17 protein-coding genes are annotated in these 15,279 nt (G+C 39.8%); 7 read left to right on the top strand and 10 right to left on the bottom strand.

Annotated features, from left to right (window positions below; genetic code table 11):
* Nucleotides 1–28: 28 nt before the first annotated feature.
* Genes accC through aroQ form a run of 3 tightly spaced genes read right to left on the bottom strand, consistent with a single transcriptional unit; the run spans nt 29 to nt 2,360 of the window.
* The gene (gene accC, locus BQ4443_RS01275) at nt 29–1,375 is read right to left on the bottom strand and encodes an acetyl-CoA carboxylase biotin carboxylase subunit (protein ID WP_023950677.1); all 1,347 of its coding nucleotides are present in this window, start codon (nt 1,373–1,375) and stop codon (nt 29–31) included.
* A 35-nt stretch (nt 1,376–1,410) separates the two neighbouring features.
* Nucleotides 1,411–1,872, bottom strand: a complete 462-nt coding sequence (accB, locus tag BQ4443_RS01270; RefSeq protein ID WP_023950678.1) for an acetyl-CoA carboxylase biotin carboxyl carrier protein — start codon at nt 1,870–1,872, stop codon at nt 1,411–1,413.
* Nucleotides 1,873–1,925: 53 nt separating this feature from the next.
* Nucleotides 1,926–2,360 (bottom strand): type II 3-dehydroquinate dehydratase, encoded by a 435-nt coding sequence (gene aroQ, locus BQ4443_RS01265; protein ID WP_023950680.1) that lies wholly within the window; start codon nt 2,358–2,360, stop codon nt 1,926–1,928.
* Nucleotides 2,361–2,647: 287 nt separating this feature from the next.
* Here aroQ and mpl point away from each other — a divergent pair, with 287 nt between their 5' ends.
* The 7 genes from mpl (at nt 2,648) to BQ4443_RS01230 (ending at nt 10,394) form a co-directional block, all read left to right on the top strand.
* Complete coding sequence (gene mpl, locus BQ4443_RS01260) at nt 2,648–4,009, top strand: UDP-N-acetylmuramate:L-alanyl-gamma-D-glutamyl-meso-diaminopimelate ligase (RefSeq protein ID WP_071057802.1); 1,362 nt, start codon at nt 2,648–2,650, stop codon at nt 4,007–4,009.
* A gap of 3 nt (nt 4,010–4,012) precedes the next feature.
* On the top strand, nt 4,013–4,585 hold the full coding sequence (locus BQ4443_RS01255) for a YqiA/YcfP family alpha/beta fold hydrolase (protein WP_023950684.1): 573 nt from the start codon (nt 4,013–4,015) through the stop codon (nt 4,583–4,585).
* Nucleotides 4,586–4,600: 15 nt separating this feature from the next.
* Nucleotides 4,601–6,667, top strand: coding sequence for a ribonuclease catalytic domain-containing protein (locus BQ4443_RS01250; protein ID WP_071057801.1), 2,067 nt, complete (start codon nt 4,601–4,603; stop codon nt 6,665–6,667).
* A 4-nt stretch (nt 6,668–6,671) separates the two neighbouring features.
* Nucleotides 6,672–7,532, top strand: coding sequence for a shikimate dehydrogenase (gene aroE / locus BQ4443_RS01245; protein WP_071057800.1), 861 nt, complete (start codon nt 6,672–6,674; stop codon nt 7,530–7,532).
* Between the two features lie 21 nt (nt 7,533–7,553).
* Nucleotides 7,554–8,288, top strand: a complete 735-nt coding sequence (gene mtgA, locus BQ4443_RS01240) for a monofunctional biosynthetic peptidoglycan transglycosylase (RefSeq protein ID WP_071057799.1) — start codon at nt 7,554–7,556, stop codon at nt 8,286–8,288.
* A gap of 122 nt (nt 8,289–8,410) precedes the next feature.
* Nucleotides 8,411–9,565 carry an LPS export ABC transporter permease LptG gene (gene lptG / locus BQ4443_RS01235; protein ID WP_071057798.1) on the top strand — a complete coding sequence of 385 codons (1,155 nt, stop codon included), beginning with the start codon at nt 8,411–8,413 and terminating at the stop codon, nt 9,563–9,565.
* A complete protein-coding gene (locus tag BQ4443_RS01230) occupies nt 9,555–10,394 on the top strand; it encodes a symmetrical bis(5'-nucleosyl)-tetraphosphatase (protein WP_071057797.1) in 840 nt (279 codons plus the stop codon). Before lptG ends, BQ4443_RS01230 begins: the two co-directional genes overlap by 11 nt.
* A 138-nt stretch (nt 10,395–10,532) precedes the next feature.
* Here the strand turns inward: BQ4443_RS01230 and BQ4443_RS01225 are convergent, their stop codons facing one another.
* The 7 genes from BQ4443_RS01225 to BQ4443_RS01195 are packed head-to-tail and all read right to left on the bottom strand — an operon-like array spanning nt 10,533 to nt 15,261.
* Nucleotides 10,533–11,303, bottom strand: coding sequence for a lysophospholipid acyltransferase family protein (locus BQ4443_RS01225; RefSeq protein ID WP_071057796.1), 771 nt, complete (start codon nt 11,301–11,303; stop codon nt 10,533–10,535).
* On the bottom strand, nt 11,304–12,596 hold the full coding sequence (locus BQ4443_RS01220) for a dihydroorotase (RefSeq protein ID WP_071057795.1): 1,293 nt from the start codon (nt 12,594–12,596) through the stop codon (nt 11,304–11,306).
* Nucleotides 12,593–13,546, bottom strand: coding sequence for an aspartate carbamoyltransferase catalytic subunit (locus BQ4443_RS01215; protein ID WP_023950700.1), 954 nt, complete (start codon nt 13,544–13,546; stop codon nt 12,593–12,595). Before BQ4443_RS01215 ends, BQ4443_RS01220 begins: the two co-directional genes overlap by 4 nt.
* 4 nt (nt 13,547–13,550) lie before the next feature.
* On the bottom strand, nt 13,551–14,057 hold the full coding sequence (gene pyrR / locus BQ4443_RS01210; RefSeq protein WP_023950702.1) for a bifunctional pyr operon transcriptional regulator/uracil phosphoribosyltransferase PyrR: 507 nt from the start codon (nt 14,055–14,057) through the stop codon (nt 13,551–13,553).
* 35 nt (nt 14,058–14,092) lie between these two features.
* Nucleotides 14,093–14,494 carry a Holliday junction resolvase RuvX gene (ruvX, locus tag BQ4443_RS01205; RefSeq protein ID WP_023950704.1) on the bottom strand — a complete coding sequence of 134 codons (402 nt, stop codon included), beginning with the start codon at nt 14,492–14,494 and terminating at the stop codon, nt 14,093–14,095.
* Nucleotides 14,487–15,071 (bottom strand): YqgE/AlgH family protein, encoded by a 585-nt coding sequence (locus BQ4443_RS01200; protein WP_023950706.1) that lies wholly within the window; start codon nt 15,069–15,071, stop codon nt 14,487–14,489. Before BQ4443_RS01200 ends, ruvX begins: the two co-directional genes overlap by 8 nt.
* A gap of 25 nt (nt 15,072–15,096) precedes the next feature.
* Nucleotides 15,097–15,261, bottom strand: coding sequence for a rubredoxin (locus BQ4443_RS01195; protein WP_023950708.1), 165 nt, complete (start codon nt 15,259–15,261; stop codon nt 15,097–15,099).
* Nucleotides 15,262–15,279: the final 18 nt, after the last annotated feature.

Raw genomic sequence — 15,279 nt, 5'->3', positions numbered from 1 at the left:
CCATATATAGCATCAGATCTTTTAATACTTAACTGATTTTATTCAATTTCTTCTCAAGATAATGAATAGTAGTACCGCCCTCAACAAAGTTGGCATCATTAACCAAATCTCGGTGTAGAGCGATATTTGTTTTAATACCCTCAACAACCATTTCTGATAATGCAATGTCCATACGTGCTAAGGCTTGTTCACGTGTACTACCAAAAGAAATAAGCTTAGCAATCATTGAGTCATAATTTGGAGGGACACGATAGCCTGTAAAGACATGTGAATCCAAACGAATACCTGGGCCACCGGGCGTATGCCACGCGGTAATAAGGCCAGGAGAAGGAACAAACGAGTATGGATCCTCTGCATTGATACGACATTCAATCGCATGACCAGTCAATTTGATATCTTCTTGACGTAAACCAAATGGTAGTTGTGCTGCTACTTTAATTTGTTCTTGAACTAAATCAATACCAGTAATACATTCTGTCACCGTGTGCTCAACCTGAATACGAGTATTCATTTCAATAAAGTAGAACTCACCTTTTTCGTATAGAAACTCAAACGTACCAGCACCACGATATTTCATCTGGCGGCAAGCGGCTGCACAACGTTCACCAATTTTGCTCACTAAGGCACGATCAATACCTGGTGCTGGTGCTTCCTCAATGACTTTTTGGTGTCTACGCTGCATTGAACAATCACGTTCACCTAACCAGACTGCCTGACCTTCACCGTCACCCATCACTTGAATTTCAATATGGCGAGGATTCTCAAGGAATTTCTCCATATATACTTCGGGATTATTGAAGGCTACTGAAGCTTCTGTTTTGGTCGTTTGCACAGCTGTTAATAACGCAGCTTCAGTATGAACAACACGCATACCACGACCACCACCACCACCAGCAGCTTTAATAATTACGGGATAACCAATGCGCTCTGCTGTAGCTAGAATATAATCTGGATCATCAGGAAGGGCTCCCTCAGAGCCCGGTACAACTGGCACACCAGCACTAATCATCGCTTGTTTTGCACTAACCTTGTCACCCATTACGCGGATAGACTCGGGACGTGGTCCAATAAATACAAACCCACTGCGCTCAACCCTTTCTGCAAAATCAGCATTTTCTGAAAGAAAACCATAACCTGGGTGAATGGCTTCTGCATCAGTCACTTCTGCCGCTGCAATAAGTGCAGGCATATGTAAATAACTTTGCTGTGGTGCTGCTGGACCAATGCAAACAGATTCATCGGCTAAACGAACATATTTTGCGTCACGGTCAGCTTCGGAATGCACAACCACTGTTTTAATGCCTAATTCACGACAAGCTCTTTGCACGCGTAAAGCAATCTCACCACGATTGGCAATCAAAATTTTCTGGAACATAAAAAAGTCTCGTGTAAATTAAAGATAGCTTTTGATTAAGCAATGACAAATAAAGGCTGACCAAACTCTACTGGTTCACCATTTTCGACAAGAATTTCTTTAATAACGCCTGTTTTATCTGCTTCAATTTCGTTAAGCAATTTCATCGCTTCGATAATACACAATGAGTCACCTTCTTTAACAGAAGCACCCACTTCAACAAATGGAGGAGAACTTGGGTTTGGTGCACGGTAGAATGTACCTACCATCGGAGCTTTTACCACATGCCCACTCACTACAGGCTCAGATGTCACTGGTGCAGCTGAAGCTAACACAGGAGCAGGTGCTACTGTTGGTGCAGGAGCCATCATAGGTGCAGCATAATGTTGTACTTGAGGAGCTTGATTAGCAAACTTCACAATGCGCACTTTGCTCTCGTCGCCCTCAGTCACTTCTAATTCAGCAATGCCTGATTCAGCCACTAAATCAATTAATGTTTTTAATTTTCTTAAATCCATAATAGTTCCAATGTTGGATAATTCAAATACAAGTGACAAACACTCGTTTTGTATTAGCGTTTATTAGCAATAAAAGACAACGCTGCTTCGTAACCATAGGCACCTAAGCCACATAGTACGGCAACAGCCTTATCTGATAAATAAGAATGATGACGGAAAGCTTCTCTCGCATGAATATTAGATAAATGTACTTCGATAAACGGTATATTGACACCTAAGAGCGCATCTCTTAAGGCAACACTAGTATGAGTAAACGCACCCGGGTTAATCACTATATAATCGGTATTCCCCATCGCTTGATGGATACGATTAATGATTTCGCCTTCGCTATTGCTTTGAAAAAAGTGACAAACAAGATTTAACTTGTTAGCTTGCTCTTGTAAGTGAAGATTAATATCGTCAAGGGATTGAGAACCATAAATATGAGGCTCTCTTTTACCAAGCAAATTTAAATTAGCACCATTTATAAAGAGGACATTTGTTTGCATTTATTCTATCCGACATCTTTAATAACGCTATTTAACGACAAAATGATGTATTTGTCTATTATTTTCTTATAAAATTGCCATTTTTTTGAAACTTTTCTTTAATTTAAAACGGTTGTTTTGTTTTTTTTGTTGTTTTTTAAAACGATGTTTGAAATCAACAACTAACCATTGAGCTACTACATAACGCTGAAAGGAAATGTAGTTTTTCTTAAAGAACCGCCTTAATCAAGCAATCTACCCCTAAATTTGCTTAAAATACTAGCATCAACAAAGATAGAGAACTTTTTATGCATATTCACATTTTAGGTATTTGTGGTACTTTCATGGGGGGATTAGCCATAATTGCACGGTCGGCTGGTCATAAGGTGACAGGTTGTGACGCTGGCGTTTACCCTCCTATGAGCACACAATTAGAAGAACAAGGTATTACATTAGTAGAGGGATTTGGTGTTGAGCAACTAGAATTAAATCCTGACCTCTACATTATTGGCAATGTTGTGACTCGTGGCAATCCATTGATAGAAGCCATTTTAGAAAACAATCTACCCTATGTTTCAGGCCCACAATGGCTAGGTGAACAAATTCTACGCCAACAACATGTTTTAGCTGTCGCTGGAACGCACGGTAAAACAACGACAAGTTCTATGCTTGCATGGGTACTTGAATATGCCGGTCTAAAGCCCAATTTCTTAATTGGTGGTATTGCAACGGACTTAGGTGTGTCCGCACGTTTCAATCCCGACTCTAAACATTTTGTCATTGAAGCAGATGAATATGACACAGCTTTTTTTGATAAACGCTCAAAGTTTGTTCACTATCATGCCAGAACGGCGATTTTAAATAATTTAGAATACGATCATGCCGATATTTTCCCTGATTTAGCTGCTATTGAAACGCAATTCCATCATATGGTTCGTATCATTCCTCAAAGTGGTGTGGTGATTACCCCTACACATGATGAAGCGTTAGAACGCGTTATCGCTCGTGGCATTTGGTCAAATCAAACTCACTTTGGTAATGACGGAGAGTGGCAATGTGGTCACCGAGACCCAGCAGGCCAAACATTCGAGGTACTTCACCAAGGACAATCTATCGGTACAATTACTTGGGCACACACAGGCACTCATAATATCAATAATGCACTAGCCACTATTGCTGCGGCAAAAGCAGTTGGCATAGAACCCAGTACGGCTATTGAAGCACTTTGCCAATTCAAAGGTATTAAGCGCCGCATGGAATTACGTGGTGAAGTTAAACAAATTTGTGTTTATGACGATTTTGCACACCACCCTACAGCCATTGCCACGACTCTTGATGGTTTACGTAAGCGTGTCGGTAATGCTCGGATCATTGCTGTTCTTGAACCACGCTCTAATACTATGAAACTTGGTACAATGGCCGCTCGCTTACCTGAAGCACTACAACAAGCGGATTTGGCATTCTGTTTTGGTGAGACCCACGGCAAACACGCATTAGGCTGGAAGCCAGAAGAAATTTTTGGTGACCAAGCAGATAAGGTCAAAACCTTCCATGACCTAGAGGCACTAAAGCAAGCTCTTGTTAGCGTCGCTCACCCAGGTGACCATATTATTATTATGAGTAATGGTAGCTTCGGTGGTTTGCATGAGAAACTTTTAAAAGCACTCTAATAAATGATGATTTTATATTTGCACGGTTTTAGATCAAGTCCTTTGTCCGCTAAGGCTCAACTCTTTAAAAAAGTTATGCAGGAACGAGGACAGCTCAATGAATTATTACTGCCTTCGCTACCTTCTTCGCCAAAACAAGCGATAGAACTTTGCCTAAAGCTAGTGCAAAATATTCCCAACGACCAGCTATGTATTGTCGGTTCCTCTCTAGGTGGATACTACGCCACTTATCTCGCAGAGACCTTGGGTTGTCGTGCTGTATGTATCAACCCTAGTATTTATGCACCTAGAGATTTATCTACTCAACTTGATGTTCGCACACAATATCATACTTCCGATCCTTTTTATTTTGATGCTAGTTATATCAAAGAGTTGGCAAAGTTTTTTATCCCTACTATTTCAACACCAGAAAATTTTCTACTACTAGCTGGTACACACGATGAATTATTAGATTGGCAAGAAATGCAGGCCAAATATCAGGGTGCCACACAACTTCTAGTGGAGGGAGAAGACCATGCGTTTAGTGGTTTTGAACAATATCTTCCTTTCGTACTAGACTTTATTTTCCAACACTAAGGCGAGTGCTCATTCATGTATTTACTTTTTGAAGAGTCAGGACAATTTAAAACTGGCACAATCCTCTCCGAAGCAGAGACTTCTTTGCAAGTAGAGAGTAGCTCTGGTAAACGAATAAAAATAAAACGTGCCAATGTTATCTTTACCTTCAAAGATGTATCCCCCCTCCATCTATTAGAGCAAGCCAATGAGCTTAGTAAAGAATTAGATATTGAGTTTTTATGGGAAATTTCTCCAAAAGAAACGTTCAATGTAACGCGACTAGCGAAAGAATACTACGGAGATGATGCAGGGACAGTAGAACAAACAGCATTGCTACTATTTCTGCATGACCACCCCATGTATTTCCATCGAAAGGGGAAGGGTTTATATGCTCCAGCACCTGAAGAAATTCTTCAGGCGGCTAAACTAGCCCAAGAGAAAAAACGCTTACAAGCAGAACAACAACAGCAATGGACTCAAGACTTTGTCAAAGGCATTGTTCCTGAAGAATTACGCTCTATCATGCCAAGTTTCTTGACTAACCCAGATAAAAATACAATTGCATGGAAAGCCTTTGCTGATGCTGTTAATGAATTAGGCATTCAAGTACCAGAACTACTCCTAAAACTTAACGTATTCCCTAATGCTTTAGCGGTACATCGTCAAAAATTCCTCGCTATTGCATTTCCTCGTGGTACAGCTAACCCAGAAATCCCCATCCCTCCCATCGAAGACTTACCTACAGCGACTGTGGAGGCATTTTCAGTGGATGATATTTCTACTACCGAAGTAGATGATGCTTTTAGTATTCAACACCTTGGAGATAATCAATATATTTTTGGTATCCATATTGCCTGCCCTGCACTTGTTATTGATAGGGATAGCCCTCTTGACTTGGCAGCACGCAAAAGAATGTCCACCGTCTATTTTCCGGGTGACAAAATTCCCATGCAACATGAGGATGTTATCAAAACTTTCTCTCTTGATGCTGGCAAGCATTCACCCGCTTTGTCACTCTATGTGACAGCTGATATAGCTACTGGTGAAATCTTAAATGAAGAAACCAAACTTGAACGAGTGTTTATTAAAGAAAACTTACGAAACAACTATTTAGAGGATGTATTAACTGCTGAAGCATTGGAAAGCACTGATGCAGACATTCCATACGCTGAGTTATTCAAACCTATGTGGCGTTTTTCTAAGTTCTTACGAGCAAAACGTGATGAACGTAGAGGTAAGCCAGAAAAAAATGATCGTGTAGAATATTTATTCCGTTTAGAAGGCTCACCAGATGACCCTGACTCAATCATCACGCTAGACCCTCGAGTTCGTAATGCACCAATCGATCTACTTGTTGCTGAATTCATGATTCTTTGTAATAGTACTTGGGCAAAACTATTGGCTTCTTTGGGGTTACCAGGTATTTTTCGCTCACAGCAACAGTTTGGTCGCGTACGCATGAGTACACATGCCTTACCTCACCACACTATTGGTGTAGAACAATATGCGTGGACAAGTTCACCATTACGCCGTTATGTGGACTTATTCAATCAGCGTCAGTTAATCGCTGCCGTAAAACATGGGGTTTCTGCACGTCTGGTCGCTCCTTATAAACCTAAAGAAATCGATATTTTCTCTATTATTAGCCAATTTGAGTCTATTTATACGCTTTATTTAACCCATCAGGCTAGAATGGAGCGCTTCTGGTGCTTACGCTATATTCAACAACAGCATTTAAGCGAAGTCGAGGCAACTGTCATTCGCGAAGAATTAGTACGTCTAAAAGATATTCCTATTACGACTTCTATTGCGGGACTACCAGAACTAGAAAAAGGTACCAGTATCAGAATCGCCATTGATAAAATTGATTTATACAATCTAACGTTTGAAGCACGCTTGCTAAAAATATTGGATACAGCTATTGTAGATGTTGATATAGAAGATGACTTATCAGATACCCTACCTGAAAATTTATCTCTTGATGAAATTGAAACAGAGATAGAGGTAGACTCAAGTGTGGAATCTAATCCTGAAATAGCACCTAATCCAGATAATATTTTAAACACCTCAATTACTGCCGAGATAAATAAAAAGGACTAACCTTATGTCGCTACTCAAATTTTCTGTTTTTGGCAACCCTATCAAACAGAGTTACTCGCCTAAAATGCATTTATTATTTGCAGAATACTGTGGGTTAAAAAACGTTGAGTACACAAAAACCTTAGTCCCTCTTGATGCCTTTCCTCAAACTGTCCATCATTTTTTTCAACAAGGTGGTAATGGTTTAAATGTTACTGTCCCTTTTAAGCTTGAGGCATTTGAGTTAGCCAAACAGCACCTAACACCGAGAGCTCAAGCGGCAGGAGCAGTCAATACACTATGGTATCAAGACAATCAAATTCACGGTGATAATACTGATGGTATCGGTTTAGTTAAAGATATCTTACGCCAAGGGATTTCTCTAAAACAAAAAATTTTGCTCATTGGTGCTGGTGGTGCTGCTCGTGGTGCTATCTTACCCTTAATTCAAGCTGGTTGTACGCATTTACATATTGCCAATCGTAGTCCTAATAAAGCTGCAGACCTAGCAGACATATTTAATACATTGATTCGACAAACAGAAACTGATTTAATTTGCAAGATTACTAGTAGTGATTTAAGTAATATCACAGGAGAGTGGGATATTATTATTAATGCTAGTTCAAGTAGTTTAAGTGGAGAGCCGTTAACTATCGCCAAAGAAGTAATAGCACCGTGTCAATTTGCTTACGATATGCTCTATACAGCGACAGGGATCACTCCTTTTTTACAACAAGCTTCAGAATATGGTGTAAAAAACTGTTCCGATGGCTTAGGTATGTTAGTCTATCAAGGGGCAGAAGCCTTTTCAATCTGGACAAAAAAATATCCTAATCCAGAGCCTGTTATTGATATTCTTAGACAAGAGATAGCTCAAAACCACTAAGAAATAACATCTGATGACACTATGACTGATACATTAGGCATTCGTATTATTCACTCCCCTATTAAGACCTGCGTTAAATACACCCTCTTAGGTCTACTAGTGATTTTACTTGCTTACCAACTATTTTTATTGGTAAATGTCATCTTATATCGCTTCATTAACCCTAGCAGTACAGCTTTTATGCGCATCCAAGCACTGAATATTGCCGATGATGTATCACCAAAAATTCTGTACAACTGGTCAGACTATGAACAAATAGATAAGGACATCAAGAAAGCAATTATCGCCTCAGAGGACTCCCGATTCACTCAACACTTTGGGGTTGAATGGCAAGCTATTATTGATGCCTATTATTTTAATCTCAAACATGAAAATGCCAATAAAGTCAAAATCAGAGGTGGTTCAACTATTTCCCAACAATTAGCTAAAAACCTTTTTCTCAGTCAAAAACGTTCTTACCTTAGGAAAGCTCAAGAACTCGTGATCACATACATGATTGAGATTATTATGCCTAAACAAAGAATTTATGAGCTTTATCTTAATACAGCGCAACTTGGTGAAAGAACTTTTGGTGTAACAGCTGCTAGCCGAGTTTACTTTAAACAAGATGTGAGTAAAATATCCTCTGCACAAGCTGCAACCTTAGCCGCTTTATTACCAAACCCTATCCTGTATAGCCAACATCTTAAAAGCAGCTATATGCGCAATCGGATAAATACTATTCAAGCACGAATGCCCCTTGTCAGTATCCCATAGTGCTAGAACTAGCACCGTAGATAACAGTTATACATTGTGAAGCTTTTATGACATTTAATAGAATTCTCAATCAATCGTCTGAATACCATTATAATAATCACTCTATTTAGGATATTTATCATATGCGTACAGCCCGTCGTTATCTTGCTAGTGAAATTTATCGCACCACTATCGCCGTATTGTTAGTGTTGCTAGGGCTATTTACGTTTTTTGAAATGATTGATGCATTAGATAATTTAAGTGAGAAATTCTCTTTTTTATCTATGCTTTATATGCAAGCTTTACAACTACCAACACGCTTATATGATTTACTGCCTATTGGACTATTAATTGGTGCCGTAGTCGCCCTTGCTGGTCTTGCCCAACGTAATGAATTAGTGATTCTCAGGGTATCTGGCATTAGTAGTAAAAAACTGCTGTTTATGCTCTGGGTTATCACTATTCCTTTGATGATATTTGCCTCCTTACTATCAGAAATAGCAACACCTCTTGCCGAGCAAAAAACCAGTGAATTAACACTCTCCTTGTTAGGACAAAACAACAATAGAATGCAGAGCGGTTACTGGTTTAGAGAGCCTGCTGATCAATATCATTATCGCGTAATTAATATCCAACATCTTAATTCTCACACACAAGTATCAGGTGTGACAGTATATGAATATGACACAAGAAACAATCAATTTTCTCGTTTGTATACGGCAGAAAAAGGTACGTTTGAGCAAGGAAAACTTTCATTGACTAAAGTAAAACTTACCGAAAGTTTGATTGATATTGAGAAAGTATTATCTAACCCTGACTCCCCTCTAGAAAAAGTTTCATCATTCACTTCTCTTCCCAGTGTTAGTTTTGATACATCACTTACCACTCAACGTCTGGTTGCTACCGAATTACAACCAGATCGTATGTCAACCAATAACTTGCTAAATTATGTGCAATACCTAAAAGAAAACCATCTTCAAACTAATCGTCATATTGTGGCATTATGGCGTAAAGGTAGCTACCCATTTACCCTATTGGTCATGATAACACTAGCTGCACCTATTGGTTTTGTACAAACCCGCAAAGGGGGTGTAGGAGCTAAAGTTTTTTTAGGGATACTTATCGGTATTGTTTTCTTCATGGCCAATCAGTTAGCCTTAAATGTAGGTATGCTTAATAATCTACCACCTTGGCTAACGGCTTTATTACCAAACATGATTGCATTAACACTTGCTTTACTCGCATTATATTTAATGGAGCGACGCAAAAAACCAAGTTCATTTATCCATGCAAAATAGTACGAAAAAACCAACTATTTGGGCAATTGGTGATATCCAAGGATGTTGCGATGCCCTTGATGAATTACTCATGACACCAGAGTTACAAGAAGACCCTAATGCTCAACTCTGGTTTGCTGGCGATCTTATTAATCGCGGTCCCAACTCGCTTAGAACACTACGCACCATTATGGCACTAGGTAGTCGTGCTAAATGCGTGTTGGGTAACCATGATTTACACCTATTAGCTGTCTATGCAGGTATTCGCCGTGAAAACAAATCGGATACCATTGATGAGATTTTATTAGCACCAGATGCTGAGGAAATTATTAACTGGCTTCGCCAACAGCCTTTAGCCTATTACGATGCAGATCATTTAATGGTACATGCGGGAGTTATTGCTAAATGGGATGTTAAAAAAACGCTTGAACTAGCTGAGGAAGTTTCTTCTGCCTTGCGTTCTAAAAATTGGCAAAAATACCTTGCAAAAATGTATGGTAATGAGCCTAATCGCTGGAAAGAATCCTTAACCGGATCTAAGCGTCGTCGCGTTATTATCAATGCCTTAACTCGTATGCGAATGTGTTTTCCTGACGGCTCTATGGAGTTTGGCTCGAAAGAAGCTCCTGCGCTCAACAAAAGTAGTAATCTAATACCTTGGTTTGAAGTGCCTGGTCGCAAGACAGAAAAAACAACGATTATTTTTGGACATTGGTCAACTCTAGGACTACTCGTACGCAAACATCTTTTAAGTCTAGATACAGGCTGTGTATGGGGCGGGAAACTAAGTGCTATCCGTTTACATGATCGTAAGCTTGTGCAAATTGAGTGCAAAAGCCGGACCAAATAATTTTTTAAAATAGCACACTCTCTAAAAGAATACTTGTTAGAATAGCCTACAGTATTATCTATCCTAACAAAACCCTCTTTCCTCTGAAAAGAGGGTTTTATACGATAAAACTCTGCAATAACTTATAAAAAACTATGCTTATGGATTAGATGTATCAGTTTGCATAGATACATCTACTTCTTGCAGTAACCGTTCACGAATTTTATCGGCTAATTCTTGTCGAGGGATTAAAACCTCTTCACCTGCTTGAGTAATTGGTGGTAAAAATCGTACCGTAACACCTACATCTTTGCTACTGAGTAGTACCCATATATTTGCTACTAATGTTTGTTCCCCTACAAACGCCACTCGACCACTACGCTTTCCTTTATAGGTAAATAACAACGCTACTGGTTGGATTGGAACCCGAGCGTTCATCGCTCCTTCCAAAAGACCACTAAACATATGCAAAACAGTGAATCCATCACTAGTAGTGCCTTCTGGGAACAAACCAATACATGTATTTTCTTTAAAATAATCCGCCATTCCTGCATTAATATCAATCACCGCTTGGCGAGAGCCTCGTTGAATAAAAATAGTCCCTACGGCAGCAACTAACCAACCAATGACAGGCCATTGACGTATTTCCGACTTAGCGATAAAGGATGTTGCACGTTGGCTATTAATAATAAAAATATCAATCCAAGAGACATGATTTGCTGTGAGCATGACGGGACCACCCATAATCGGTTGCCCTTCTTGAGTAATTCTGACACCCGTTGTAGACATTAATAATTTTGACCAATTACTTAATACCCATTCTTTTTGTGTCTTACCTAACCATGCATAAATTGCAAAGGCAATAAATAATCCCAAAATAAGAACACACAACAAACCTATAACACGTATAGTAAAGCGCAAATAGGACATCTATTCCCCTTGCCATACGATACGACCACCCACCATTGTCATCTTCACTTTGGCTGGTAACTCGTAACCATTAAAGGGGGTGTGAGCACTTTGACTAGCAAGATTTTCACGAGATACCGTCCAATAAGCATCTAAGTCTACTAAGGCCAAGTCTGCAGGCGATCCAATTGTCAATTGTCCGCAAGGCGGTAAAGCTGAAGCACCTTGTTTGAGAATATGATAGGGATTAAGAGTAATTTTAGCTAAAGCATCTACAAATGGAATCTTTTGCTCTAGAGACCATTTATACACGAGACTTAACAACAACTCTACTCCTACAGCCCCCGGTTCTGCCTGAGCAAAAGGCAATAACTTTTCCTCATCATCTACTGGTGTATGGTCTGAGCAAATAGCATCAATCGTACCATCTAATAAACCTTTTGTAATAGCGTCTCTATCACGTTGAGAACGTAATGGAGGGTATAGACAATAGTTACTATCAAAATAGCCAATATCCGAATCAATTAAATGCACATGATTAATAGAGACATCGCATGTTACGGGCAGTCCTCTTGCTTTTGCCTGACGAACCAACTCAATTCCTTCAGCACTGGTTAATCGACATAAGTGTAAACGTGCCTTATTACTGCGTTGTAATTCAAATAAAGTATGTAATGCAATAGTTTCTGCTTGTACTGGAATACCTGCCAAACCAATCCGTGAGGCGTAAGCGCCACTAGCAGCGACACCACCACTCACTAAATCCTCTTCTGACGGCTGAATCCATAGCGTGTAATCAAAGGTTTTAGCATACATCATCGCTCTATTCAGCGTTGATAAGTTGAGTAACCCTTTGTTCGCTTGAGAAAAAGCTACGCATCCTGCTTCAGTGAGCTCAGCCATCTCAGTCAATGTTTCACCCTTTAGACCAATAGTCATTGCCCCTAAAGGATACAAATTAGCTTGATTTAATTGACGTGCGCGATGCTTTAACATTTCTACTAGACCGGGCTCATCCAGACTAGGATCTGTATCTGGAGGCAATACTAAACTAGTTACACCGCCTGCCAGTGCCGCATTCATTTCTGACTCTAATGTTGCTCTATATTCGTTACCTGGCTCCCGTAAGCGCACAGACAAATCTACTAATCCAGGGATAATCGCTTTCCCTTTTGCATCAATTACCTGATCAACTGGTGAGCTATCTTCTGCATTAATGCCTACGATACGCCCAGCCGCAATATCTACTGTGACTTGCTCATCTCTTTTTGAACTAGGGTCGATTAATCTGCCGTTGATGATACGCAATTTCATACACTCGCTCCCGCCACAATACTCATTACCGCCATACGCACTGCTATCCCAAATGTTACCTGATTTAAAATCACCGCTTGAGGTCCATCTGCTACAGCCGAATCTATCTCTACCCCACGGTTCATAGGCCCCGGATGCATCACGATAGCATCAGATTTTGCCAAAGCAAGTTTTTCTTCTGTTAATCCATAATGTTTAAAATACTCTTGAGAGGATGGTAAAAGAGCCCCTTTCATACGTTCATGTTGAAGGCGCAACATAATCACAACATCGACACCTTTCAATCCTTCTGCCATATTAGTAAATACTCTCACTCCCATCTGCTCCAAGCCTTCAGGCAGTAGAGTCAATGGTCCAATGGCACGGATTTCTGCAACACCCAATGTTGTTAAGGCATGAATATCTGAGCGTGCCACTCGAGAATGCAAGATATCCCCTACGATAGCGACTGTTAAATTAGAAAAATCTTTTTTGAAATGTCTAATTGTGTACATATCCAATAATGCTTGAGTAGGGTGTGCATGCCGACCATCACCTGCATTCACGACATGAATGTGTGGCTCTACATGTTGAGCAATTAAATAAGGCGCACCACTCGCTTCATGACGAACGACAAAAATATCTGCTTGCATCGCCGTCAAATTACTAATGGTATCCAGTAACGTCTCTCCTTTTGCCGTAGAGGATGAATTAATATTCAAGTTATATACATCCGCAGACAAACGTTTTGCGGCAATCTCAAACGTTGTTCTAGTACGTGTTGAATTTTCAAAAAATAGATTAAAAACACTTTTTCCACGCAACAGTGGGACTTTTTTAATATCGCGCTCGGCTAATGGGACAAAACTTTGTGCGGTGTCTAAAATATGCGTAATAATATTTTTAGAAAGTCCCTCTGTACTTAAAAGGTGAGTCAATTCACCATGTTTATTGAGTTGAGGATTTTGCACGGAATCATTCCTTTTCAATATCTAAATCAAACAATTGCTGCTCATTTTGTGAAAGAACAAAATTAGTGCCTTTCTCTAAGGGAATATGTGCACCGACAATATCGGCAGCAATAGGTAACTGTCTGCCACCACGATCTAGCAACACAGCTAAACTAATTGACGCAGGGCGACCATAATCAAATAGCTCATTCATTGTGGCTCTAATAGTACGTCCTGTATATAGAATATCGTCAACAACGATAATATTTTTGCCTTCTACATCAAAGGGAATCTGTGTAGGCTGTTTTTGTGAGTGAAGACCAATTTTATTAAAGTCATCACGATAAAAACTTGTATTTAAAAAACCCACCTCATTCTTTAAATGCAAATCTTGTTGTAGACGCTTAACAATCAACGCTCCACCAGAATAAATACCGACTAAATGAACGGTGTCAGCAGGCTTAGTTTTGATTAACTGCTCAACACCAGCTTTCAACTTGCTATATAACTCTTCAGCGGTTGGCAACTGCATATGAATGTCCTTTAAAATATTTTCAGTATTTTAACTCAAAGCGCGTCAAAATATCTCTCCAAAATAATCGCTGCAGCAACAGCATCATCTAAGGTATGATTACCAAGGCGTTGCTGAGCTTCTAGACTTGACCCTCGCTCATCTATAAGCTGGACAGGTAAATTGAATCTCCCTTGCAATTGATTAGCAAAGCGTCGTGCATGTAGCGAGGCATATTGCTCTTGTCCATCCTCTGTTAGGGGAAGTCCAACAACTAATTGTTGTGGTTGCCATTTTTTTAATAATCGCTCAATTTCTTCAAAACGAGCTTGTTTCGTAGCAGTCTGAATAATAGTTAAGGGCGTTGCTTGCTTCAGTAGCGTATTACCTAGAGCAACACCAATTTTTTTAAGCCCAAAATCAAATGCCAGTACCGTAAGCTCATAATCATTAAGCATTACCAGCACTCCACAATAAAGAACTCGGTTCGATACCTAGAGAACTAATGGCGCGACGATGTTTCTCTACCACGGGAGCGGTAAACATAATGGCCTCATTCGCTGGTGCCGTTAGCCAAAAATTTGCCATAATTTCGCTTTCTAATTGACCTGCATCCCAACTCGCACAACCTAGTGCTAATAAAATATGCTTGGGTCCATTCCCTTTGGCATAGTCAATTAAAACATCTCTAGAAGAGGTAAATGCAATATTTTCATGAGTTATCGTGGCTCGATAAAACCTCTCTGCACTATGCAATACATACCCTTTATCACGGTTTACCGGACCACCCGCAAAGACAAGCGTGTTGTCTATATTTCGCAAAATCTCCTCTTCCGGGCAATCAATCTCACTAAGATCGCCCAGTAATTCCACAAAAGGGACTTTTGAAGGTTTATTAATCACAATCCCTACAGCACCATTGGCATTGTGCTCAAACATATAAATCACGCTTTGAGCAAAAATATCAGAGGTTACCTTGGGGGTTGCTATTAAAAACTGACCTTTTAAGTTGAGATCATTTGCAAAGCTAAGCATTCAATATCCCTTAAATAGCCTTGGTTTAAATTGCCATCATTTCAAAATCTTCTTTGCGTGCACCACATTCAGGACATACCCAGTTAGGTGGAACATCTTCCCATTTAGTGCCAGGAGGAATTCCCTCTTCTGGAGCACCGGCCTCTTCGTCATAAACCCAACCACAAATTAAACACATCCATGTCTGCATGAATTCTTCCTTTGATAT

The organism is Pelistega sp. MC2 (assembly GCF_900099475.1).
In the GTDB taxonomy this organism is placed as follows: domain Bacteria; phylum Pseudomonadota; class Gammaproteobacteria; order Burkholderiales; family Burkholderiaceae_B; genus Taylorella; species Taylorella indica.
This window is presented reverse-complemented; position numbering and strand designations above follow the sequence as displayed.

Bases quoted from the DNA above. Each gene is read 5' to 3' on its own strand.
- accC (WP_023950677.1), bottom strand. From the start codon at position 1,375: ATGTTCCAGAAAATTTTGATTGCCAATCGTGGTGAGATTGCTTTACGC.
- accB (WP_023950678.1), bottom strand. From the start codon at position 1,872: ATGGATTTAAGAAAATTAAAAACATTAATTGATTTAGTGGCTGAATCA.
- aroQ (WP_023950680.1), bottom strand. From the start codon at position 2,360: ATGCAAACAAATGTCCTCTTTATAAATGGTGCTAATTTAAATTTGCTT.
- mpl (WP_071057802.1), top strand. From the start codon at position 2,648: ATGCATATTCACATTTTAGGTATTTGTGGTACTTTCATGGGGGGATTA.
- BQ4443_RS01255 (WP_023950684.1), top strand. From the start codon at position 4,013: ATGATGATTTTATATTTGCACGGTTTTAGATCAAGTCCTTTGTCCGCT.
- BQ4443_RS01250 (WP_071057801.1), top strand. From the start codon at position 4,601: ATGTATTTACTTTTTGAAGAGTCAGGACAATTTAAAACTGGCACAATC.
- aroE (WP_071057800.1), top strand. From the start codon at position 6,672: ATGTCGCTACTCAAATTTTCTGTTTTTGGCAACCCTATCAAACAGAGT.
- mtgA (WP_071057799.1), top strand. From the start codon at position 7,554: ATGACTGATACATTAGGCATTCGTATTATTCACTCCCCTATTAAGACC.
- lptG (WP_071057798.1), top strand. From the start codon at position 8,411: ATGCGTACAGCCCGTCGTTATCTTGCTAGTGAAATTTATCGCACCACT.
- BQ4443_RS01230 (WP_071057797.1), top strand. From the start codon at position 9,555: ATGCAAAATAGTACGAAAAAACCAACTATTTGGGCAATTGGTGATATC.
- BQ4443_RS01225 (WP_071057796.1), bottom strand. From the start codon at position 11,303: ATGTCCTATTTGCGCTTTACTATACGTGTTATAGGTTTGTTGTGTGTT.
- BQ4443_RS01220 (WP_071057795.1), bottom strand. From the start codon at position 12,596: ATGAAATTGCGTATCATCAACGGCAGATTAATCGACCCTAGTTCAAAA.
- pyrR (WP_023950702.1), bottom strand. From the start codon at position 14,057: ATGCAGTTGCCAACCGCTGAAGAGTTATATAGCAAGTTGAAAGCTGGT.
- ruvX (WP_023950704.1), bottom strand. From the start codon at position 14,494: ATGCTTAATGATTATGAGCTTACGGTACTGGCATTTGATTTTGGGCTT.
- BQ4443_RS01200 (WP_023950706.1), bottom strand. From the start codon at position 15,071: ATGCTTAGCTTTGCAAATGATCTCAACTTAAAAGGTCAGTTTTTAATA.
- BQ4443_RS01195 (WP_023950708.1), bottom strand. From the start codon at position 15,261: ATGCAGACATGGATGTGTTTAATTTGTGGTTGGGTTTATGACGAAGAG.